General features: G+C 70.8%; 23 protein-coding genes. 6 read left to right on the top strand and 17 right to left on the bottom strand.

Going from position 1 to position 21,617, the window contains the following annotated elements; translation table 11 throughout:
* Positions 1-217: 217 nt before the first annotated feature.
* The 14 genes from WA616_RS16940 to WA616_RS16875 form a co-directional block, all read right to left on the bottom strand.
* Positions 218-889, bottom strand: a complete 672-nt coding sequence (locus WA616_RS16940) for a hypothetical protein (protein WP_336031648.1) — start codon at positions 887-889, stop codon at positions 218-220.
* A 160-nt stretch (positions 890-1,049) separates the two neighbouring features.
* Positions 1,050-1,316, bottom strand: coding sequence for a hypothetical protein (locus WA616_RS16935; RefSeq protein ID WP_336031646.1), 267 nt, complete (start codon positions 1,314-1,316; stop codon positions 1,050-1,052).
* 61 nt (positions 1,317-1,377) lie between these two features.
* Positions 1,378-4,707 (bottom strand): LysM peptidoglycan-binding domain-containing protein, encoded by a 3,330-nt coding sequence (locus WA616_RS16930; protein WP_336031644.1) that lies wholly within the window; start codon positions 4,705-4,707, stop codon positions 1,378-1,380.
* Positions 4,704-5,078: a hypothetical protein gene (locus WA616_RS16925; protein ID WP_336031643.1), complete on the bottom strand. Its 375-nt coding sequence runs from the start codon at positions 5,076-5,078 to the stop codon at positions 4,704-4,706. The genes WA616_RS16930 and WA616_RS16925 overlap by 4 nt, the downstream gene beginning before the upstream one ends.
* A 50-nt stretch (positions 5,079-5,128) precedes the next feature.
* A complete protein-coding gene (locus tag WA616_RS16920; protein WP_336031642.1) occupies positions 5,129-5,593 on the bottom strand; it encodes a TadE/TadG family type IV pilus assembly protein in 465 nt (154 codons plus the stop codon).
* Positions 5,590-6,003: a TadE family protein gene (locus WA616_RS16915; protein ID WP_336031641.1), complete on the bottom strand. Its 414-nt coding sequence runs from the start codon at positions 6,001-6,003 to the stop codon at positions 5,590-5,592. The genes WA616_RS16920 and WA616_RS16915 overlap by 4 nt, the downstream gene beginning before the upstream one ends.
* Positions 6,004-6,077: 74 nt before the next feature.
* Positions 6,078-6,314: a hypothetical protein gene (locus tag WA616_RS16910; RefSeq protein ID WP_336031640.1), complete on the bottom strand. Its 237-nt coding sequence runs from the start codon at positions 6,312-6,314 to the stop codon at positions 6,078-6,080.
* Between the two features lie 23 nt (positions 6,315-6,337).
* Positions 6,338-7,246 (bottom strand): type II secretion system F family protein, encoded by a 909-nt coding sequence (locus WA616_RS16905; protein ID WP_336031638.1) that lies wholly within the window; start codon positions 7,244-7,246, stop codon positions 6,338-6,340.
* Positions 7,243-8,106 carry a type II secretion system F family protein gene (locus WA616_RS16900; RefSeq protein WP_336031636.1) on the bottom strand — a complete coding sequence of 288 codons (864 nt, stop codon included), beginning with the start codon at positions 8,104-8,106 and terminating at the stop codon, positions 7,243-7,245. The genes WA616_RS16905 and WA616_RS16900 overlap by 4 nt, the downstream gene beginning before the upstream one ends.
* Complete coding sequence (locus WA616_RS16895; protein WP_336031634.1) at positions 8,103-9,518, bottom strand: CpaF family protein; 1,416 nt, start codon at positions 9,516-9,518, stop codon at positions 8,103-8,105. The genes WA616_RS16900 and WA616_RS16895 overlap by 4 nt, the downstream gene beginning before the upstream one ends.
* A gap of 101 nt (positions 9,519-9,619) precedes the next feature.
* The gene (locus WA616_RS16890) at positions 9,620-10,402 is read right to left on the bottom strand and encodes a hypothetical protein (protein WP_336031631.1); all 783 of its coding nucleotides are present in this window, start codon (positions 10,400-10,402) and stop codon (positions 9,620-9,622) included.
* A gap of 4 nt (positions 10,403-10,406) precedes the next feature.
* On the bottom strand, positions 10,407-10,985 hold the full coding sequence (locus WA616_RS16885) for an SAF domain-containing protein (protein WP_336031629.1): 579 nt from the start codon (positions 10,983-10,985) through the stop codon (positions 10,407-10,409).
* A 137-nt stretch (positions 10,986-11,122) separates the two neighbouring features.
* Entirely contained in the window at positions 11,123-12,079 is a 957-nt protein-coding gene (locus WA616_RS16880) for a hypothetical protein (protein WP_336031626.1), read from the bottom strand.
* Positions 12,067-12,717, bottom strand: coding sequence for a hypothetical protein (locus tag WA616_RS16875; protein WP_336031624.1), 651 nt, complete (start codon positions 12,715-12,717; stop codon positions 12,067-12,069). Before WA616_RS16875 ends, WA616_RS16880 begins: the two co-directional genes overlap by 13 nt.
* A 232-nt stretch (positions 12,718-12,949) precedes the next feature.
* On the opposite strand from WA616_RS16875, the gene WA616_RS16870 reads away from it, so the two are divergent.
* Positions 12,950-13,588 (top strand): peptidase, encoded by a 639-nt coding sequence (locus tag WA616_RS16870; protein WP_336031622.1) that lies wholly within the window; start codon positions 12,950-12,952, stop codon positions 13,586-13,588.
* Positions 13,589-13,696: 108 nt separating this feature from the next.
* Here the strand turns inward: WA616_RS16870 and WA616_RS16865 are convergent, their stop codons facing one another.
* Complete coding sequence (locus WA616_RS16865; protein WP_336031923.1) at positions 13,697-15,229, bottom strand: hypothetical protein; 1,533 nt, start codon at positions 15,227-15,229, stop codon at positions 13,697-13,699.
* On the opposite strand from WA616_RS16865, the gene WA616_RS16860 reads away from it, so the two are divergent.
* The 3 genes from WA616_RS16860 (at position 15,161) to WA616_RS16850 (ending at position 17,755) form a co-directional block, all read left to right on the top strand.
* Entirely contained in the window at positions 15,161-16,333 is a 1,173-nt protein-coding gene (locus WA616_RS16860; RefSeq protein ID WP_336031915.1) for a DUF6880 family protein, read from the top strand. The two genes, WA616_RS16865 and WA616_RS16860, sit on opposite strands and share 69 nt — an antisense overlap.
* A gap of 434 nt (positions 16,334-16,767) precedes the next feature.
* Entirely contained in the window at positions 16,768-17,247 is a 480-nt protein-coding gene (locus WA616_RS16855; protein WP_336031620.1) for a GNAT family N-acetyltransferase, read from the top strand.
* A gap of 310 nt (positions 17,248-17,557) precedes the next feature.
* Positions 17,558-17,755, top strand: a complete 198-nt coding sequence (locus tag WA616_RS16850) for a hypothetical protein (protein WP_336031618.1) — start codon at positions 17,558-17,560, stop codon at positions 17,753-17,755.
* Between the two features lie 120 nt (positions 17,756-17,875).
* Here the strand turns inward: WA616_RS16850 and WA616_RS16845 are convergent, their stop codons facing one another.
* On the bottom strand, positions 17,876-18,196 hold the full coding sequence (locus WA616_RS16845; protein WP_336031615.1) for a hypothetical protein: 321 nt from the start codon (positions 18,194-18,196) through the stop codon (positions 17,876-17,878).
* A 205-nt stretch (positions 18,197-18,401) separates the two neighbouring features.
* On the opposite strand from WA616_RS16845, the gene WA616_RS16840 reads away from it, so the two are divergent.
* Positions 18,402-19,226: a hypothetical protein gene (locus tag WA616_RS16840; protein WP_135144832.1), complete on the top strand. Its 825-nt coding sequence runs from the start codon at positions 18,402-18,404 to the stop codon at positions 19,224-19,226.
* Positions 19,223-20,236: a tyrosine-type recombinase/integrase gene (locus tag WA616_RS16835; protein WP_336031612.1), complete on the top strand. Its 1,014-nt coding sequence runs from the start codon at positions 19,223-19,225 to the stop codon at positions 20,234-20,236. Before WA616_RS16840 ends, WA616_RS16835 begins: the two co-directional genes overlap by 4 nt.
* Before the next feature lie 116 nt (positions 20,237-20,352).
* Here the strand turns inward: WA616_RS16835 and WA616_RS16830 are convergent, their stop codons facing one another.
* Positions 20,353-21,606, bottom strand: a complete 1,254-nt coding sequence (locus WA616_RS16830) for a hypothetical protein (RefSeq protein WP_336031610.1) — start codon at positions 21,604-21,606, stop codon at positions 20,353-20,355.
* Positions 21,607-21,617 lie beyond the last annotated feature (11 nt).

Raw genomic sequence — 21,617 nt, 5'->3', positions numbered from 1 at the left:
GTGGCCTGTTCGGCAAGCGGATAGGCGGTCTTCGAGTCGGCAACTCGGTGAACGTGTCCAACCCCTTGGCCCATGGCAGCGCGACGATCCTTGACATATCGACAGACCCGTCGCGCGGGTACGCCACGAAGCTCTTCCCATCGTTCCTGGTGGAGTTTGCGGATGGCACACGCGGGTGGTTCAACCGCATCGACTTGGAGAAGGTGTCCAGCGCCGATTAGCCGCGGCCGCTCTGGAACCGCCAGATCCGGTGGTCCAAGCCACGGAGATCGACGTTCAACCCGGTAGCGACGGCCGTGACCAGATCCGCGGCCTCGTTCGGCGTCGGGGTGCGCCCGATGGCACGCGAGACAAAGCGAGTGATCATCCGGTCGGGTTTGACCTGTTGCACGCCGGCGAGCAGCCGGACGTACCGCCACGAAATGCCCGAACCTTGACCTGGCACGGCGCGCCAAGCGTGCTCGGCAGCCGAGGTCATGGGCTCGACGGCGCCGCGAAGGTCGGCTGCCGACTCCACGCCAGTCGCGACCAGCGCCCGAGCGCACAGCAGCACCGCTTCAGCTTTGAGGATTCCACTCCGCGTCGAGGTTCGGTGCCGGTTGTCCATCACGTCGGCGAAGGCGACCGGGCCGCCGGTTCCCTCGATTGCGACGACCAGGTCGCGGGCGCCATCGACGTCCGGGTCGGCTCCTTCCTCGGCGCGCAGGGCGCGATACCGCCGGACGACTCGCCGGACCCCGCCGTAGCGCACTCCCATGGACCAGACGGCATCCATGATGCAGAGCCCCAGTCCGTCCGGGTATCCCTCCGGGGGCGTCCAACTGTCGGTCGGGCCGAGCAAGTGCTCGCACTGCACCGCGAGTTTCGCGACGTCCTCGTCGGAAGACATGGTCGCCATACAAGCACCCGCGACGGCTCAGCCCGCGCTCTCGTGTCGGGTTGCACCGGACGTGGCGGTCCGACTCCTCGATGCAGCTGACGGATGCCCTCCAAGCCGGACAGCTACCCAACCACCGCTGGCAAGCGATCGACCGAACCCTCGCAAGGGGTTACCGCGGTCGACGATCCAGCTGCCGGTCGGCGACAACCGCGGGATCCGGATGCGGTTCCCCGGAGAGCTCCAGCCAACGAGCGAGACGGTTGAAGTTGGCCGGGTGGTAGTCCGCCGACCTCGGGTTGCTGCTGAAGACGATCTGCAGGCCAGGTTTCTCGCCGTCGTCGCCCACGATGTCGGGGTTGTTCGACGCGAGGCGGATGCGATCAGGGGTGTCCTCGTGCCACCAGACGTAGAAGCCATCGAGAGGCGGAGCGGCCATGGTGGGAAGGTAGTCCGAGACGGGAAAGAACGCCGCTCCGTCGTCCCGACACAGGCGGCAGTCAGCTGGCTCGACCAGCCCACTGGCGCCGGAAGAGGATCTCGGCGGTTCGAGGTGGCAGGTCCTCTTCGACCTCGGCGTCGTGGTTGGCCAGAATGCGGGCGACGTAGGCGTCGGCCTCGGCTCTCTTGCCCTGCGCGTCGCAGGCGGCAACCAGGTCGAGCAGCGGCACGTCTTCGTAGCTCCCGGCTTTCAGGGCCATCTCGGCGGCGGCCTCGGCGAGTTCGGGTTGGGCGACGGCCAGGTAGTGGGTGGCGACGGTGTGGGCTACGTCCACGATCATCGCGGCGTACTCGTGATCCAGTCGAGCGTTGTCGTCCACCAACCAGCTGTAGCCCCCGGCGGCGCCGGTCCGCGGCGCGGGCACGTCGAAGGGGCGTCCGGTGACCAGGCCCAGCGCCGCGCACAGGTCGGCGATCCCGTCGGCTCCTCGGGCTTGCCCACGAACGCGCAGTCGGCGGAACAGTTCCGCGTCGATGAGGATGCCGTCGATCCGGTACCGGCCCGCCGCTGCGGCGGTGAGCCCGGAGGGCAGGTAGTCGGCGCCGGTATCCGGATCGGTGCCGAGCCAGGCTCGCACGACGGAGATGGACTGGCGCACCTTCGTCTTGCCGACGACGTCGGGCTCGTTGGGCCAGATGGCGGTGGCGTAGCGCTCGCTGGTCACACCGCCCGGGCGGGTCGCCAGGTAGGCGACGATCTCGGTGTAAAACTGCCGCCGCGGATTGCGCTCCGGTAGCGAGCCCTGAGCGCGCACCTCGACGGGGCCGAGCAGCGTCAACTTGGGTCGCGCGCAGGACGGATCGGCCCAGTCGGCCAGGTCTTCGTCCAGGCCAGGATCGGCGCTCTCCACCTGGCGCCGGATGCCCTCATCGGTGGCCGGGGCCAGCTCCTGCAGGTCCTGCTCGGTCGTCGCCGCCTGGTCCAGGTAGGTCTGCATGGGCAACGGCAGCACAGAGCTTGCCGTCGATAGCGGCTTCCTTATCTGGCCCGGCGCCGGGCCGTCAGCCGCGACAGAGTCTGGTCGCTCCCGCCGCGATGTGCCGGCCGGGTCGACGCGTAGGCCGCCGCAGGCGTCGGCGTGCGCATCCCACGGCTCGTTTCCATGGCTCGGCGGCACGGGCTGGTCCTCGGTGACAGACGCCAGGGCGAGCACCTGAGCCAACTGGGCGGCCTCGTGGGCCGGGACCTGTTGGGCGATCAACTCGAGGTCCAGTGCCGGGATGTGGAGAACCCCGTCGTCGTCGATGGTCAACCGCCAGCGGACGTCGTCGGCGAGATCAGTGTCGTGAACGAGCACCACCGCGACCGCGCTTCGGGCCGGCTGCTGCCGAATCGCAGTCACCAGCTCGGCCAGATCGTCGCCGTCCTCGGCCGCGTCCGAGGCGATCAACAGCACGTGCGGAGCCCAGGCGTCGGCCGCGACGTCGTGCAGCCGGCCCCCGAGCACGTCGGTGCCGGCAACCCGCATGGCGTCGGTGACCGACTCCAGCCGCCCGGTGAGCGCCGCGATCGCCTTCTCGACGTCTTCGGAGTAGGTCAACCGGTCAGGATTGATCTCGGCCAGCTCTTCGCCGAAGCCGACCATGGTCACCTGCAGCATCTCCGACCAGCTGTTGTGCGCCAGCTCGGCGGCGAGGAACCGCGCCAGATCCATGCAACGCTCGGAGTTGCCGGACAGGGAGATGGCCGCGACACGTTCGAGGTCGACGAGCCAGTGCTCCCCCGCAGCGCTGTGACCCACGGACGCGAGCGTCGGGAACGGGGCGAAGAACCGTGTCCGCCGGTGTTCGTCGTACGTCAGTGGGTCGCCGCGTCGGATCGACCAGCGGGTTCCCGTGCAGTCCACGGTCCATGGCTCCGGTGCCTGCGGCGAGGGGCTCGTGAGTACCAGGGTCAGGACGTCGTCGGTCGTGCACGCCGCGACGACGTCGGGCAGCCGGGCGCTCTCGGCGTCGACTCGAGCCTGCACCAGGCTGCGCAGCGCTTGGTCCAGCCAGCTCACGTCAGCGCTGCCGGCGCTTCCCGCCATCAGCAGAGCCCGCTCGGCGTCGAGAAGTTCGGGCGGGGTGCTGCTGATGACCCGGCCGGGACGGCGGTGGCGGAACTGGCGTCGCCGATAGCGCAGCAGAGCAGCGAGTGAGGTACCGGCCAGGAGTAGCCCACCACCCGCGAAGGCGACCATCGGCAACTCGGATGCGCCGTCCTCTGTCGGGGACTCGCTCTGCTGGGTTGGTGACGACTCGGCGTCCGGCGCGGCCGCTCCCGACGGAGTCGAGGGCGGGGTGTCCGGCGCCGGCACGGACGTCGTCGGGGCGTCACCGGACGGCGGGGGCGGCTCCGTCGTCGGGAGAGGCGCAGGTGCGGGCGGCATCGGTGGGCTGGGCTCGGGCTCGGGGCTGTCCACCGGCGTTGGGATGCTGAGCGTCCATCCCGGCCGGATCAACGATGGATCGGTGAAGGTCGCTCCGCCCGGCTGGATGCGTCCGCGGTTCAACTCCCAGGCTTGTCGCCAGTCCTCACCGCTCCCGGTGATCTCCTCCGCGAGGTCCCACAGGGTGTCCCCCGGCTCAACGGTGACCTCCTCGGTAACGGTCGCGCCGGTGGGCTCCGGACCGCCCCCGGCCGGCGGCAGGCCGGAAGCGTCCAAAGGCAGGATCAGCACCGTGCCTGGGATGATCTCGTTGTCCGGACCGACGGCGGTGGCGTTGAGTTCGACGATCTCCGGATAGCGCAGCGGGTCACCCAGGTAACGCTCGGCCAACGCCCACAGGGTGTCTCGGCGCTGGACCTGATAGGTCGTGCGCGTCGAGGCTGGGGGCGCCAGGTCTTCCGGAGCCGAGTGCGCGGATGCCGGTTGGATGACCCGGACGCCGATGTCCGGCTGCGCCGACGCGGACAGGCCAGTGGACACGGTCACGACTGGCAGCGGCGGCCGGGCAGATGCGGTCCCGGATGGGGACGCACTAGCGAATGCAGGGGCGACGGTCAGACCGACGGCGACCGCGGTCACCAGCGCGGCCGCCGGCCGTTGGAAGATCCGCAGCCCCGGTAGCGGTGAAGCCGGCCGGTCGCGGACCAGCCCCAGCAGCTCCGCCGCTGTCGACAGAGTGAACAGCGCCCAACATACCCACACGCCCGTAGCGAGGACGATCTGAACAAGTCGTCCGTCGTCTCGCGCCTTCAGCGAGGTCACGACCTCGCCGAGGGACGGCAGGCCGTGCGGCACCAACTGCAGGGCCGCGAGGAGCAGCGGTACGCCGACGACGACCGCGATGAGCACGACCAGCGCACCCACGGCCTTGATGAGGCGGACGGCGCGCGCGGTCACGACAACCCCTCGCCTTGGGTGACGCCGACCAGCAGTTGCGCGGTGTGGGCGCGGGTCTGGCTGACCGCGATTCCGAGCAGGGGTGTCGAGGCGGTGACGGTCACGCTGACCTCGACCACCCCGGGGCCGAGGACGTTCACCGTGCCGACCGCGCCGGCCTGATCGAGGTAGCCGCGGGCGGCGGTCACGGCCAACGCCGCGTCCGCGCTGCCTCCCGTGGGGACCGGTCCGACGGCGATGCTGGCCGCCCGCGCCGCCTCGGCGGAGTACGTGTCGGCGCGATTGGCCGCTTGGATCGCCGTGCCGGCGTCCACGAGGCCGGTCACCAGGACCCCGGCGATCAGCACGATGAAGCAGAAGAGGACCGCCACGGACCCGCGCTCGTCGTCGCGGACTCGGGCGTCGGTACGCCCCGGGCAGGTCACGACAGGTCCCGGGCGGGGTCGAGAGGGCTGGTGGCGGTGTCACGCAGGGTGCGCGAGCCGGGCAGTCCGGCCACCCCGATGTCGGACAGGTCGACGGTGCATGCCACGGTCACGGTGACCGACGCCGGAACGCCCGGGGCGCTGTTGAACCCGGTGGTGTCGACCCGCACCTGGACGTCGGCACAGTGCAGGTTCCGGTCGGTCAGCGCGTCGGTGGCGCTGGCCGTGGCGATCTGCTGAGCGGCGCTGGCTGAGCGGGCGAGCGAGGCGTCGCGGGCGGCGATGCCGGCTACGCCGCTGATCCGGTCGCCGGCCAGTGCGATCCGGGCTCCGATCACCAGCATCGCGAGGATCAGGATGCCGACCGGCAGCAGGATGGCGAGCTCGACGGACTCGGAGCCGCGGTCATCTCTCCGCAGCGGGCCGGTCGGAGCGGTGCCCGGCTGCAGGCGACGGTTCATGGCGAATCCGGCGTGGTGAAGCGCTCCCTGCCGCGCGTCACCGTGACGTCGACGGTCGGGGCGTAGCCGGGCAGCGGGATCACGTTGGGCACCTCGGCGGTGACGTGGACGGTGACCGTGGTGGCGGTGTCCTGTTCCTCCACCGCGTAGCCAGTGATGGTGCCGGTGCCGAGTCGGGCCAGATACTGGTCGGCCGCTTCCTGTCCCGCTCCCCCGGCCGCGCCGCTGACGCTGGCTGCCCGCGCCCCGGCGTGCGCGGCAGCGTCGGCGGCTTCGCGGGCGAAGTACCACAGCGCCAGCTGCGGTCCGGCGAGCAACAGCGTGACGATGATCGGGAACAGGATTGCGAACTCGACGCTCGACGAACCCCGATCTCGCCCGCCATTGCGGCTCGGGACGCCTGGGCGCACGACCACACCGCACGGCGGTACCGCGGTGCGTCTCCGGGCACGGAATCCAGGCATGGCGCTGCTGGTGCGTCTCGCTACTGGAACAGCGCCGTCTTGCTGGCCACGAATGCCACCGCGGCGACGGTGACCGCGCCACCGAGCGCGATGGCCAAGATGACCATGAAGGCCTTCTCGGAGGAGTCCGAGCCGCGCTCGTCGCTCACGTGCTCGGCGCGCAGCCACGCGAACGCTGTCAGGACCGCCGCGTGCAGCGCCGCCTGGAGGGCCAGGACTGCGCGAAGGCCATGGCGACGGGTTGTGAGCTGGAACATGGGACCTCCCGTTGGTGGTGGAGTCAGGTGCTGACGGCGAACATGCGGAGCAGGAACGGGACCAGGACGAACAGAGTCAGTCCGGTGACGAGCAGCGCCAGCGGGCGGGACATCCGCTCGCTGACCTCGTTGGCCTGGCTGCGGGCATCGGACAGTTCGGCATGCCGGAGGGTGCGGGCGCTGGCCAGCAAGGTGTTGTAGACCGATGCCCCGTCGGCGGCCACTGCGGCGATGTCGGCGAGGCTGCGCAGTTCGGGAACCGCGAGCTCGTCACCGAGGTCGCGCAGGTCGCTCCAGGGCTTGCGGCCGGACAGCGCGGCGCGCCGGATCGCGCGCCGCATGCGGACGAACGGCAGGCTTCCCGAAATCTCCGCGGCCTCCTCGAGGGCCTGCTCGACCGAGCCTCGCGCACGGCGTTCGCCGGCCACCAAGGTGAGAAAGGACTCCAGGTTGCTGCGGAACTCCGCCCGTGCCTTCTCCGCCGCCTCCCGGGCCTCGGCCGACGGGAGCAGCCACCCGACCGCAGCCAACCCCAGCCCGGCGGCGCCGGGCACGACGAACGGCACCGGCATGTCGACCAGCACGGCAACGAGGCCGAGCACCGCGGGGGCGAGCAACCCGGCGAGGGCAAGGGTCAGCTTGCGCGCGGCAAGCTCACTGCGGGTCTGGCCGAGGATGGCCAGGTCGGCATCGGGGACGCCGAGGCGTCCCTCGACCACGCGAACCATGGCCGACGGCAACCAGGTCCACCGGTGCCCCGCCGAGTTCGACGTCGTTCCCGGCGGGGGCAGGGTTCCCGCGGTCGGGCTGGCCGAGAGCTGCTCGAGCGCCGCGATCAGCGACGGCGGCGCGGGACGCAGCGCCCGGGCCGCGAGGACGAGACCGAGCGCCACCACCATGCCGGCCAGGGTGGCCGTCTGCAGCCCGGTCACCGGTCCACCGTGACCAGATCGGGGTCGACGAGCACACGCGGCGGCCGGGGCGGGTCGGACAGGCGGCGCATCCACCGCAGCGCCGTACCGAAGAGCACGACGTCCAGGAGCAACGCCACCTGCCCGAGAGGCGTGGAGTAGCCCGACAGGAAGGTACGGGCGAACAGGGTCATCGCGACGACCAGGACCAGGGTGACCACCACGATGGTGCGCATGTTCGCCCGTGGCTTGGCGCGCTCGGCCTCCACCTCGCGAACCATCCGCGAGCGGTCGTCGAGGTCTGCGGCCAGCGCGGTGAGCACCTCGGCCAGACCTGGCCCGCCGTTCCGCTCCCGCAGGATGAGCACCATGGCGATCTTGTCGGCGGCCGGGTCGTCGACCTCCCGGGCGAACTGCCGCAGCGCGGACTCCACGCCCTGAGGCCCCATCCGGGTCACCAGGTTGGTGACCGCCGGCGCGATCGCCTCCGGCGCCGAGCTCAGCGAGCGGCGCAGCGCATCCCGGGTCGAACCGGCAGCGCCCGAGCTGATCAGGTCCGCCAGCCGCCGTGTCCAGTCCGCCAGCGCCTCAGAGGTGGCGATCATCCGCTTGGCGGCCTTGCCGCCGCCGAGCACCTTGGGGATGAACACGACGCCGCCGGCGGTGGCCAGCGCGGCGACCGGCCAGCCGGTGATCAGCAGCGCGAGCACCCCGGTTGCCACGGCGCCGAGGTGCTGTGGCGTGATCCGCCGTCGGCGGGGACGGCGTACGGACAGCGAACCAGTGGACGTGTCGACCCCACGGACCGCTGCGACCGCGGCGACCAGACCGCCGGAGACCAGCAGCCCGGCGAGGACGAGCAGCAGCATCCCGGCGGTCACGACGCCCACTCCTGCCGGCGGAGGTCGGTGGGCCAGTCGGAGGCCTCCGGGTACAGCCAGTTCAGGTCGAAGCCGACCGCGGTCAGACGTTCGGCCAGCGAGTCGCTGAGCATCCCCGGCCCGGTGGCCTGAGCGCGGCCGTCGTCGGGTCGCGGCGCGAAGATCGGCTTGAGGTCGGGGCGACCGGAGTCGCCGATCGCACCCAGTTCGTAAATGCCTGACACGAACCGGGCGTAGCCGTGGTCGCGCTGCACGTGCACGACCAGACCGAGGGCGGCCAGCGAGCGCAGGACCAGCTCCGGTGACGGCGTCGGGTGTGCCTTGAGCGCGTTGATCAGGACCTTGTCGAAGACGCCGTCAGCCGACGGGGAGTGGATCGTGCACATCACCGAGGCGATGCCGCTGGTCGCGGCCTCCAGCAAGGAGGTGACGTAGGCGCCGCGGACCTCGCCGACCAGCACCCAGGTTGGCGAGGCCCGGAGCGCCAGGTGCAGGGCGTCCCCCATGTCGAATCCGCCCCTGCCCTCGGCGTTGGGCAGCCGCGACTCGAAGGGGCGGCAGACGGCGTGCCGCTTGACCAGTCGCTGCTGGTCGGGATCCCACCGCGGCAGGTGCAGGCCTAGCTCACGCTCGTCCTCCACGGTGATGACCACGTTGTTCCACGGGATCGCGTTGCCGAGCGCGCGCAGCAGGGTGGTCTTGCCGACGCCCGGCGCCCCGGTCACGAGCGGCGATACGCCGGCCTCGATCACCGCGCGCAGGAAGGCCCGGATCGGTGAGTCGACCATGTTGAGCCGCTGCAGGTCGTCCAGGCTCGGGTCGGAGAAGCGGTGCACCCGGATCACTCCGGCCGGGCGGGGCAGCACGTCCATCGCGGCCTGCAGGCGAGCTCCCAGCTGGGTGACGCCCTTCAGACGCACGTTGAGGATGGGGCTGGCCGAGGAGAACTCGCGGCTGGTCTGCCCGCCGTCCGAGCGTGATCCGATCGACCGCAGCAGCTGCTCAAGTTCCTCGTCGGTGGAGGCGATCGGCGGTCCGGCCACCAGCTGGCCGTCCACCGTGCGCAGCACGGTCGGGTCGCAGCCCTCGAAGTGGATGTCCTCCACGTCGTCCCGAGTCAGCAGCGGCGCCAGCCGCCCCAGTCCGTCGAGTTCGGCCAGCACCGCGGCGAAGATCCCGTCCTCGGTGGTCACCGCGGGGACGGCCCGGCCGCGGTTGGCCTCGTGCAGCAGCCACTGGTCGTATTCGTCGCGGATCAGTTTCTTGGTCAGTTCCCGACGCGGACCGGCCGCGTAGTTCTTGTCCTCCGCCGTCAACCGCGTCGACACCCGGTCGCGCAGCTCCCCCACGACGCGGTACTCGGCCTCGGTGAGGTCCACGGCATCGAACGGCGTGGCCTCGGCCCGGTGCACGTCTCCTGGGACGTCAGCTCCAAGGCTGGGCAGCAGCGGGCGCGTCGGAATCTGCGGGAGCTCCGGTGCTGTCGAGGATGGCGACCGAGTGTCCTTGCGGCTCATCGGGCTGCCGCCTCAGCGATCGAGGATGCCTCGGCGGAGTCAGCCAGTTCGCCAGCCAAGGACGACGCCGCCCGCATCAGCGCGGACCGCCGCAGCGTCTTCATGCTCGAGACCGCCCCGTCGGAGAGGGCAGCGGCCGCGCTGGGGTCGTAGGGCAGCACGCCGGCGAGCGGCAGTTGCAGCGCCGTGACCACCTCACTCGCCGAGTACGGCCCGGTCCCGACCACCAGCGCGGCCACGTTCGCCAGATCACCGAGCTCTCGACGCACCCGCTGAACGGCGTCCTGTGCCGCGTGCACCGACCGCACGCTGGGCCGCACGGCCAGGAGCACCTGGTCAGCGGCCCGCAGGACCGGCCAACATCCCCGGTCGGTGACCAGTCGTCCGGCGTCCACCACGACGTCCCGGCCGATGGCGATCGTGGACGCTGCCAGTGCCAGCGCGAGCCGCTCCCACGTCTCGGAGGTGAACGACGCCCCCTGCATGCCCGTCGTGAAGCCGGGGATCAGCGCCACCTGCGGATGCTCGGGGATCTGCGTCGCGTGCTCGGCGAACAGTCTGGCGGCCGCCGTCGCCGGCAACCCTCGACGAGCGGCAGCCGACCAGGACAGCAGGCCCCGGTCGGCGCTGACCCGTCCGGCCAGCAGCCCCGGTGCCAGATCGCCGCCGGCCTGATCGCAGTCGGCGAGCAGCAGCGGTCGGGGCCAGGACAGGGCCAGCGCCCACGCGGACGTGGACACGCCGGGGGCTGCCTTGCCGGAGGCCACGACGGTCAGCACCCGGTCACCGGCCCGTCGGCAGCAGGATCAATGCCAGGTCGCCGGTGGAGGCGAGCTGGGCAACCGCCGGCCCCTCGGCCTCACGGACCCGCACGTCGACGACCGTCACCTGGGTGGTGGGGTTCACCGGTCCCACCTCGGCGACGGTCGCCTCGGTCGGACGATCGGACGTCCCGCCCATGCCGTCGGTCCCGCTGGTGGAGCCCGCGACACCGGGTGTCTGAACGATCAGCACCTGCTGCCCCGGCGTCACCCCTCGGGCGGGAAACTGACCTTCCTTCAACGGCAGGGCGACCAGCATCTCCCCGACCGCGAGTCCGGTGCCCGTGCCGACCTGGGCGCGGGTCAGCAGCTCGCCTCGGGTCAGCGGAACCTGCGCCACCATCCCGACGACCTCGGACTGCTGGGCCGCAGGGATGGGTGACAGGTTGGGGTCCGAGGTGACGTTCGCGATCGTCAGGTCGTCGGCGGTGATCGTCGAGCCCACCTGCACGTCCCGGGCGACCGCGAGCACCTCGGTCTGGGCGGTCAGCATCCGGCCGGCGGCAAAGGCGAGCAGGCCACCGAGCAGGACGACGAGCACGCTGAGGACCAGTGACTTCCGGCTGGTCTGCCGCCTCGCCGCCGCGCTCCGCAGCGTGGGAACCGGTGGCGGTGCCGCCTCACGTACCGGAGCCGCGGAACGCCCGGCCGATGTCGTCGTCGCCTCTACTCGTGTTGTCATCCGGTCACCACCGCCTGCACCTCCGCAACCGCGAACGTCGCGTTCGACGTCGTCGTCAGGTCCGGCAGAGTGCCGCTCGCTCCCGTCGACGACGTCCAGGCGACCGACCAACTGATGCCGTAGGTCGCCGTCACCTGCTCATCGGGCTGGTGGATCGACGAATGCGGATACCGGTACTGGCAGCCCGTCGGGGACGGCGCCCAGACACCGCCGCCGCGCTGCCAGGCCACCCCGGGGCCGGGGCACGAGACAGCGTCGGCCCCGTCGCCGGGTGTGAAGCTCAAGGCGGCCGGCGTCACCGTCACCTCGGCCCAGACACCGCCCGCGTCCGCCCGCGCGGTCAGCGCTCGGAACGATGCGGGGTCGGTCCAGAACCACGTGTAAGCGTTGACAACGGTGTATGGCCGGCCGTCCCGCAGGGTCCCAGCCGGGTAGCGACCGGTCGTCGGCTCGGGGATGGTCAGGGTGCGCAGCGCCTGCTCGGCGAGCGCCGCGGGGTCGACGGCTGCGGGGCCGGCCGGAGCGGTGGCCGACCAGAACGTGAACCCGTTCGTGCCGGGAAAGGCGCCACCGTCGCTGTAGAAGCTGCACAGGTAGATGGCGCCGTCGGTGCGGCCGCCCCAGACCGGCGAGTCCTTGGGCGGTGGCTCGAGCATCGGCTGCGCGTAGCACTGCAAGCTCTGGACCCACCACGACGGGCCGTCCTGGCAGGGGATGGGAGCGCCGGTGGTGTCCAGGGTGCAAGGAGCCTCCTGACTCCCACCACCGCTACCGGAGTCCACTGCGACCGGCCGACTTCCCGGCTGCTGGGCGGATTCGGCCTCCACCACGCAGATGCCGAGCGAGTTGTACTGCTGGCAGGCGACCGGATCAGCCATGGCCGTGCCCGAGTACACGCCTTGGGCGCAGAGGCCGAGCAGCGCCCCGGACAGCGCGACGGTCACCCGTCGCATGACTGCGCCTGCCTGTTCGGAGCTTCGCTGACCCGCCATCCGGAGGCGTCCGGATAGTCCGGGTTGACCACCGTCAGCCGTGCGACGAGGTATCTCGGGCGGTCGGCCGGGACGACCGAGGTCCCGGACGCATCGGTCGCCTGCACCTCCTCCACGTCGACACATGCGGTGACCACGACGGTCGGGGCCGCTGATGACGGCGACGCCGCCGAATCGGTCGTGAGGTCGACGCTGTCGGCGGTCGCCGTCACCAGCTGGGATCGCCCGACCTGCCGGTAGCCCTGCGAACGAAAGGTTCCGATGGCAACGGCCTGATTGGTGGCCTCCGGCGCGACGGCCACCTCGTAGAGGTCGTCGAGGGGTCGCGTTGGGTCCAGGTAGAGGTCGTCGATCGTCTGGACGTAGGTGGGGACGAACTCGGCGGCCTGTACTCGTGCTTCGTCGGCCGGATCGGTCGCGGATGGTGCGGCGCTCGACGACGCCCCCGGGGTCGTCGTCTTGGTCGGTGCAGTCGAGGCCCCGCCGCCGGACGACGAGCAGCCCGAGATCGTGAGCACGGCAACCACCGCTGCCATGACCGCCGTCCGCGTCACCTGCACGCGTCCTCCGCTCCGCTTCCGGTCTGCCTGCTCGTGCATGGAGACTTCCTCTCCCCCGTGAACTCGGTGTGACGTCGAGCACCATGACACCCGTTCGGGTGACCCAGAGTCACGATGGCTCTGCCGGTCGTCCCCCAGATGGGTGTATCGCGAGGCCCTGTCAGGTTTCCGCGCCGCACACTCGCAGCCCGCTCCCCCCGTGCCTCGGCAGACGAGGTGCCAGCGCATGGGAGCAGTCGTTCGCGGACCGGCGGGGAGGCACCTGGCGCGCATGGACGCTGTGTGGCTGGGTGTAGTGATTGCAGCCGTTGTCACCGGGGCGGCGGCCACACCCGTGCTGCTGGCACGCGGGCTCGCGCAGCTGGCGCGACGGGACGCCACGGGCAGGGGTCTGGGTCTGGCGGGGGCTCTCGGCGGGACCGCGGCCGGGACGGCGGCGGTTGCGGTGGCACAACGCACGGGGATCTGGGAGCTCGCGCCCGTCCTGCTGCTCTGGGGATGTGCGCTCGTCGCGGCGGCGTGCTGCGACGCGGTCACCCAGCGCGTCCCGACCGCCCTCGTTCGGCAGGCCGGCGTCCTGACCTGCGCTCTGCTGACGGTGGCACTGGCCGTGCACGGCGACTGGCCGGGACTGGCGCTCAGCGGCGTCGCGGCGCTGGCGTCGGGGCTGACGTTGCTCTTGTGCTGGCGGTTCGCGGGAGCGGGTTTCGGTGACGTCCGCCTGGCGACGCTCGGCGGGCTGGGCCTCGGTCATGCCACACATCGCGGTCTCTTGTTGGCCTTCGCCGCGTTCACCTTGATCTCCGTGACGCAGGCCGTCGTGACCGTGATGCGTGGTGGGGACCTCCGAAGCACGATCCCCTGCGGCCCTGCTCTCGCGGTGGGCTTCTTGCTCGCGGCCGCTGCCTGACACGATCGGGAGACTGGCGGTCGATCTTCGGGAGCAGGATCTACGGCACACCGGCAGGGCGCCGCTCCCATGAGCCAGTTCGGTGGGCCCGGCCAAGCCTCCTGGACATCAGCCACCGGTCTCGTCGACTCCCGGGCTCGTGCTCTCGCCTCGACGCCTTGCACGCCCGGCGGGCGACGGGGGACGCCGGGTCTCACGTGCGACGGGGGTGCTGTCGAGTTGGGCTTCGGCCCGATCGGCTCTGCTGCGCTGCACGGTGAGTTCCTCGCGTGCGGCGTTGAGTTCACTGCGCAGCTCGCCGAACTCCGCCTGGAGTCGGCGGTGTTCCTCCTCGTGACCGGCACGCAGGTCGTCGACCCGCTGCTCACCGTGGGCCTTCTCGCGTTCGGCGCCGCGAACGGCGGCGTCACGCTGGGCGGTCATCGTCGCCAGCTTCCCGCGCAGATCGCCTCCCTCCTCATGAAGGTCCGTCGTCCGCCGTTCGGCCAGCGCCAGATTGCGGCGTAGCGCCTCCACTGCCTCCTCGGCCCGGGCGGCGCGCTTCGACTCGGCCTCGATCCGCTCGACGGCGTTGCGAAAGCGGTCCTCTGCCGCGGACTGCGCGACCAGGGCGGCCTCGGCTCGTTGCGTCGCGGCGTCCCGGCCGTCGTGCGCCTCGACCAGCCGCGCCTCGGTGACGGTCAGCCGCTGTGCGACATCGGTCAGCTTCGCGGCGAACTTCTGCCGCTCCCCCTCCGCGGCCGCGTGGGCGTCGGCCAGCTCGGCGAGCGCCCCGTCTCGTTCGGCCTGGACCTCCGCCAGCCGCTGGCGAGCCTCTTCGAGCCCGGTACCGAGCTGCTCGCTCAGCGCAGAGGCCTCCTCCGCGGCGCCGTCGGCCTCGGCGCGCTCGGCCTCGGCGCGCCGTTGCGCTTGCTCAGCCCGGCTGGCGCGCGCCTCGGCGGTCGCCACCTGCTCGGCCGCCTGACTCGCCGCGGCCTCGATCTGCAGCTCGGCCGCTTCCGGATCGGCCACGGTTCGTAGCTCCTCGAGCAGCCCCTGCAGCTGCTGACCCAGGTGCTCGACCATGCCGGCGACCTGACCGTGCAACTCACCGGCCCGCTGCCGCGCAGCGTCCACCGGCCGCGACTCGACCCCGGGCGCGTGCCCGGGCTGCCCCGCTCGCAGTCGGCGGCGTGCATGCCAGGCGGCGGTCCGGTTGTGCGCGCTGTCGTCGCAGTACTCCGGCGGGCGGCCGGCCCCGGCATGCGATGCCGCCGCCGGCCGCCGGCAGCCGGGAAAGCGACAGATGCGCCGTTCCGTTTCCGTGGGCTCGTTCATAACGTAAAGCTGCACCGACGTAATGACGACGGAACGCTTCTGCGGCGGTCCTGTGGACGGTGGATCCACTTCCACATCTCGGGTTGCATGGTGCGGCAGCGCCCTGCAGGCGCCGGCCGTGCCCCAGTTGGCGGGGTTGGCGAGTTTCCACGAGCCCTGGACGATGAGCCGGTGGGACCTCTCGCCGCCGCGGTGCTGCCGCTGATCCGGACTCGTGCCGACCTGCACCGATGGAGTTCGGCGAACCAGCACGGCATGGTGATTCACGAAGCGGTCGACCTGCTCGAGCAGGCCTTGCCGACCGAAGAACCGGTCGAGGTGCACGCGGTGACCCACAAGGCGCTGACCAGCGCCATCAAGGTGATCGCACGAGCCGACGACTCCAGCGGGATCATCGGTGACGCGTGCCGCCGGCTGCTCGCCCTGCACCCGAGAACAGCGGCCGCCGCGTCGACTCCACCGGGCCGGCTGGTCGACTGGATGATCGCGTTCCAGTTCGACGGCGACGTCGACTACTTCGAGCTCGACCCCGTTGCCTACGCCCCAGCCCTAGGGGCCGATGGCATCACCGCCTACCGCCACCGCCTGAACGAGATCCAGGAGCGGGTGGGGCACCCGCCCGACGACCGCCTGGCATCGAGCCACCGGCACGAGCACTGGGTGCTGTCCTGGAACGAGCAACGGCTCGCCGTCCTCGACCGCGACGCCGACGCCGTCATCCGCACCCACGCACGCGACCGACGCATCGCCCGCTGGTTCTACGACACCGCGGTCGCCCTCGTCGAGATCGACCGGGTCGACCTCGCAACCGACTGGGCCCGGCAGGGCGCCGAGATCGGGCCATTCCACCAGGCTCAGGAGTGCGCCGACCTGTGGGTGTCCCTGCTCCACCAGCAACCCCGGTACGACGCGGACGACGTCCTCGCCGCCCGCCGCTCGGTGTTCGACCGATGGCCGACCGACTCCACCGCAGCCCGACTGCACAACGCCGTCACTGCAGCCGGCCGGGCCTGGGCCGACATCGACGAGCACGTCATGATCCGGCTCGCGCAGCAACCGCGGAACGCCGTCTGCTTCGCGCTGGACACCCTGCGCGACCCGCGACGTGCCTGGCAGCTCGCCCACGACCTCGACCTGGACCCCGACGACACCCACACCTGGGGAACGCTGGCCACCGCATACGAGGCCATCGACCCGCCTGCCACACTCCCCATCCACGCCCGGATCGTCGAGCGCGACCTCACCCACGCAGACGCCCGGCACTACCGCGACGCCGCCCGGCGCCTGGCCGGGATGCGCACCCTCGCCGCCGGCACTGGCGACCAGGAACACATCGACCACGTCGACCGGCTCATCGCCGAGCTCCGCCTCACCCACCGCCGCAGGCCACGCCTGCAGCAGGAGTTCGACCGAGCCCACCTGCCATAACATCCCGTACAAGAGCCCGCACCGACGTCCTTGGACACGCGTGGGGCAGCCGGCGCTGCGGGACAGGAGGCATGCTCGGATACAGCCGTCATCTACCGCCTGGGCGGGATGGATGCGGCTCACCCGCCCGACCACAGGGCTGGAGAAGCAGTACGCCGTCGTCCATGGCGTGCGGCGTCCTGTCGTTGTTCCGCTCGCTCAGCCGTGTGGCTGCCTCGTCGATGAGCATGTCGTGGCTCTGCAGGCTGGGGCACCTCTGGACGAGCCAGGGGCTCCGGCATGAGTCGCTGTCCTGAGTGCGCAGCGCCGCTCTTCCCCGCACCGCCTCGATGCGCCGTGCATCTCTGGGCGCTGCATGCTCACGGTGAGTCCATTGCGGGACAGTCACTACCGCTAGCTGCCACCGGTTTGGCGGGGATGACAAGCTTCTGCTCATGCCCGTCGTGAAGGTCGAGCAGACCGACGACACCGCCGTCGTTCTCGATTTGCTCACCCGGTGGAAGACAGACACGCACGCCTTCGTCCGTTCGGACCGGATGGTCCACTGGGTCGCTCGGCTTGCAGAACAACCAGTCGGCGTGCTGACGGGAACCCACGACTTCGGCAACTGGTCCCTGCTCGAGCGTTACCAACACCTCACCGACGACGATGAGGGGTCCTACGTCACCGCCATGTTCGTGGAACCAGCACTGCGTTCACATGGCATCGGCGCTGCGCTCCTTCGCGCATTCGTCGCCCAGGCGAGATCAGCAGGGTCTCCCGTGGTCGTGGCGTGGCCCGACGAAGATGAGGAAGGACGCGAGGAGCGGGTCCGGTTCTTCGAGCGCAATGGGTTCGCTTTCCTCGACTTCCCCGGCGGCGTCCATGAGCCTTGGCTGATGGGACTACCGCTGAACGGACGCCGCGCATGTTGACGGGTCTCCCTGGCCAATTGGCTTGGCGGTCACACTGACCGGCTTGTCAGCTGCAGCAGCAGTTCAACCGAGCTCGCCTGCCATGACACCCGAACAAGAGCCCGCACCAACGGCCTCGCTACAGACGCACGGGGCGGCCGCGAGCGGCACACTGAGCGCCCTCAGATAGAGAGGGGCCGCCTGCCCCCTCCCAAGGAGGCGACACTAGCGATCCATCGGGTCCACCATCGCGGACATGATGACTCTTCCCGAGACTTCGCCCAGCTCAACCACTCCTGCAGCCGAGTCCTACCGAGTCCGGCTGCAGTGCGTGCCCGGCCTCTTCGAGGAGGCCGAGCATCTGGTGCGCGATCACGTTCTCCTCGACGGCTGCCGCATCGTCAGCAACGCCAGCGGAGACGGCTTTTGGTACCTCCCGGCCGGCTCGCAGACCACCGCGGGAGGTGAACCTCCCCTCGCGGTCTTCCAGCCGCACCCCAGCTCGTCCTTCAGCTCCCCCATCCGTTGAGCTCATCAGCGGGCCGTCGCACCGACGCCAGGCTGATGCGACGGCCCGCTGGGAAGTGCTCGTCCACCGAGAGCGGCGATACCCGCATCCCGGGGGGACCGACGACTCATCCAGACGCTGTCAGTTGAACGGCGTCCCGTTGCTCGGTGTGGGCACCGCCAGCAATACCGTCACGAATGCGGTGGGGGCCAGGAAGAACGATCCGAGGATCACGTCGGCCCGCCGGAGACCCACGACCGACAACCCGACCAGCGGGACAGCGAAGACGACCGCGAACGCAACCGCAAGAATCACCAGCCGCAGGACCCGGCCGTGACGCTGCGCCCACGTGCGTGAGGGGACCGGTGGCGACGCGACCGGTGGCATGACGATGGGTGGCTTGGGGACGGGTGGCTTGGGGACGGGCTCCGGGGACCGACCAACGGCCACCCCGATCGCCACGCCAACCAAGCCCGCAAGCAGTGTCGATGTCCTCACCCGTCGAGCATCGGCGGCCCGCCGGCGTGGCTGGAGTCCATGGGACGGCCCCGCTCTGTCCCAGGGGGTCAGCCTCCCGATAACGTCGTTCCCTGCGCCTCCACCAACCGGCAGATATTGGACGTTATTGGCGGATTCCTGTCGGACCCCTCCTCTAGCGTCCGGAGGCATGGGGACAGCGAGCACCAACGCGGCCGCCGAGCCGGCCGGGGACCCGACGGCGTGGACCGACGTGGTCTCGGCGGTCGGCGCCGGCGTCGCCGCGTTCGCCGCGCTGGCCACCGTGGTGGTGGCGATCGTCGCCGCGCGCTACGCCAAGGGGCAGGTGGACGGGCTGCGTAAGCAGCTGGACGTGGCCGGGGAGCAGCTGGAAGAGGCGCGCACGCTGCGCCGCGAGCAGGCTCAGCCCTACGTGGTGGTCTCCGCGGTCACCAACCGGGTGAGCCCGCACGTGAGCGAGGTAGTGATCCAGAACCTGGGGACCACCGGGGCACGCGACGTGACCATCTCCTGCTCCCCACCCCTCGTGCGCACCGACCAGCACGGTGGCGCCCAGGAAGTCCAACTCCCCGAGACCATCCCGTTCATGGCGCCCGGGCAGGAGTGGCGCACCTTCTGGGACGTCGGCACCGAGCGCGCCAGGGACATCTACGACCTCCCCGACCGCTACGACGTCACCGTCACCTATCGCGACTCCCTCGACGTCTCCCACACCACCCCGTCGGTGCTGGACTGGGGCGTCTTCCGGCACCGCATGTGGACCACGGAGAAGACCGTGCACCACGCCACCAAGGAGCTCGAGGCCATCCGGACGGCGCTGCAGAGCCTCGCCGGCCCGCGCCGAGTCCAGCGGGTGGCCGTCTTTGACGGCCCCCAGTTGGACCGAGACGCCGCCGAAGCGGAGAAGGAGTCCATGCGCCACCTTGCCGAACTGGACGCGGAAGTGGAGCAGGCACAGGTCCGGTGGCAGCGCGAGCACGAGGGTGAGCAGTGACCGTCATCCAGCCTGCCGACGACGCCGTGCCCGCCGTAGTCGCCGTCCTTGAGCAGCTCCCACACAGCAACGTCATGGCCCTAGCCCGGGTGCCCGGCACCGCGCTGGACCCCTTCGACCGGCTCGTGGTCGCCTTCCTCACCGGGCGCAAGCGGGCCCACACCAAGACCGCCTACGCCGCCGACCTCACCGCCTGGCGCATCTGGTGCCTGGTCGACGCACCGACGGAGTACCGGGTGCACCCGCTGCTGGCCACCCGCCCGCACGTCGAAGCCTGGGTCGACCACCTCGCCCGCACCCCCAGCGCCCGCACGGGCCGGCCGCTGTCGCCGGCCAGCATCGCCCGCCGGCTCTCCGCACTGTCGAAGTTCTACGCCTACGCCCAGGACCTCGGCGTCCTCGAGCGGTCCCCTCTGGACCAGGTCGAGCGCCCGCAGGTGTCTGACGAGTCCTCGACCGCCGGGCTCACCGCCGCCGAGCTCGTCTCCCTGCTCGACGCCGCAAACGCCCACTCCCGCCGCGCCGCCGCACTGATCGCCGTACTCGTGTTCACCGGCTGCCGGATCTCCCAAGCCCTGGGTGCTGACCTCACCGACTACCGCCACGACCGCGGACACCGCGTGCTGCGCATCCGCCGCAAGGGCGGCAAGCGCGCCTCCGTCGCCCTCCCCCCGGCCACCGTCCGGGCACTCGACGACCTGATCGGTGAGCGCACCAGCGGGCCGATGTTCCTGTCCCGCACCGGTGGGCCGCTGGCCTACAAGACCGCCTACGACCTCATCAAGCGGCTGGACAAGACCGCCGGCATCGCTTCGGCCGACCTCATCAAGCCGCACAGCCTGCGACACGGATTCGCCACGGAAGCACTCGCCATCGGCATCCCCCTCCAGGACGTCCAGGACGCCCTGGGTCACCGCGACCCCCGCACCACCCGCCGCTACGACCGCACCCGGCACAACCTCGACCGCTCCCCCGCCTACTCCCTCGCCCAAGCACTCCGCCGTCAGTAGGTAGAGACGGCGGTCGCTTGGACCCTCCTTGAATCGCCCGTTTCCGTACTGGGCGAGCCAGCCGTCGAGTCGGGGGGGCATTGACGGGGCCGCGTCCAGTACTCGCTACGTCAAGATCACCATGAGGGCACGCTCTGCTCGCACTCCTCGTAGAGCAGTCCACTCCCGCACGGGCACCGCTCCTGAGGACCAGCGATCAAGGGCACCACCGTGCGCTGGGTCCCATCGAAGAGGCCGAAGTTGTGCAGCACCAGCGACCGCTCGCGCTGCGTGGGCTCCACAGGTCCCTCCGGCAGGACGTAGCGGTAGTCGATGTGCCGGTTCTCGGCGACGAGATGTCCGACGGCGAGAACCGAAACGGGGTAGCCCTGGGACGTCGAGATCTCGGCCGAACGCACGATCGCCAGAGCTGCCAGCACAGCGTCGAAGATGTGCTCGTCCGATGGTTCGGTCCAGGTAGCTGCAGCGAAGATGAGAACCCGCGCCTGGTCCAGGATCACGAGGCCGCTCGCGTGTCCGTTATGTTCAGCTTGCTGAGCTCGCTTGGCGAGCAGCCATCGCCCCAGGCGCGGCATGGCGCCGGGGGGCGTGGCGTCGAGGAAGTCCACGACTCGGCGGTAGTTCGAGAGCGCTACCGCCGGCAGGGACTGGTCGTTGGGCCAGACACGCTCCACGAGCTCTCTGTAGAGCTGGGCTCCTACCGGGTCCGTGTAGACGTCGCTGGTCAACCAGCCAGCCGTACCGCCAGCTCGGGCATCGGCCTCGATCACCGCGAGGAAGCGTTGCTCCTCCTGCCCCAAGAGGACGTGGAGGGGCGGCTCAGCCGCGAGCACTCGCCGGACGTACTCCAGGAGGGCGGTCACGCTGCGGAGGCCGAGCATCAGCTGGCGCCAGTCATCCAGCGTAATCCAGAAGGCGCTTGGGTCAGGAACCGGCTGCCCGGTGACACCGGGGTGATCGACCACGATGACGGTGGGCCAACTGCTCACGTCGTGGTCGAGAAGGAGGCCGGCTTGCTGGCGCTCCGCCTCATCGAGGTCGCTAACGCGCACGGGAAAGGCGGTCAGGGGCTTGCCCGAGCGCTGGTGCTCCTCGATGGTCCGCCGACTGCCCCGGGCCTGGTTGTTCGCCTTCGTCCCGTGCTTGGTCAACCATGCGCTTCCGTCGTCCATGGCGTCAGGCCGCCGAGCCTTGACCTGGACGACGGCGCCAGCGCCGTTGGCGATGAGTAGGGCGTCACCCACCTCGCGGTCGGCCTTGCCCTTGCGGACCCGAGGCACGGTGTAGACGAAGTCAGGTAGGCCCAGAGCAGCGGCGACGTCTCGGACGGCAGTCTCTGCGGCACCGCCATGGTCCTCGCTCGATGTCATCGGACCAGCAT

Source organism: Geodermatophilus sp. FMUSA9-8 (assembly GCF_037034165.1).
GTDB lineage: Bacteria > Actinomycetota > Actinomycetes > Mycobacteriales > Geodermatophilaceae > Geodermatophilus > Geodermatophilus nigrescens.
The sequence above is the reverse complement of the archived record's forward strand: the minus strand, read 5'-3'. Positions and strand labels throughout refer to the sequence as shown.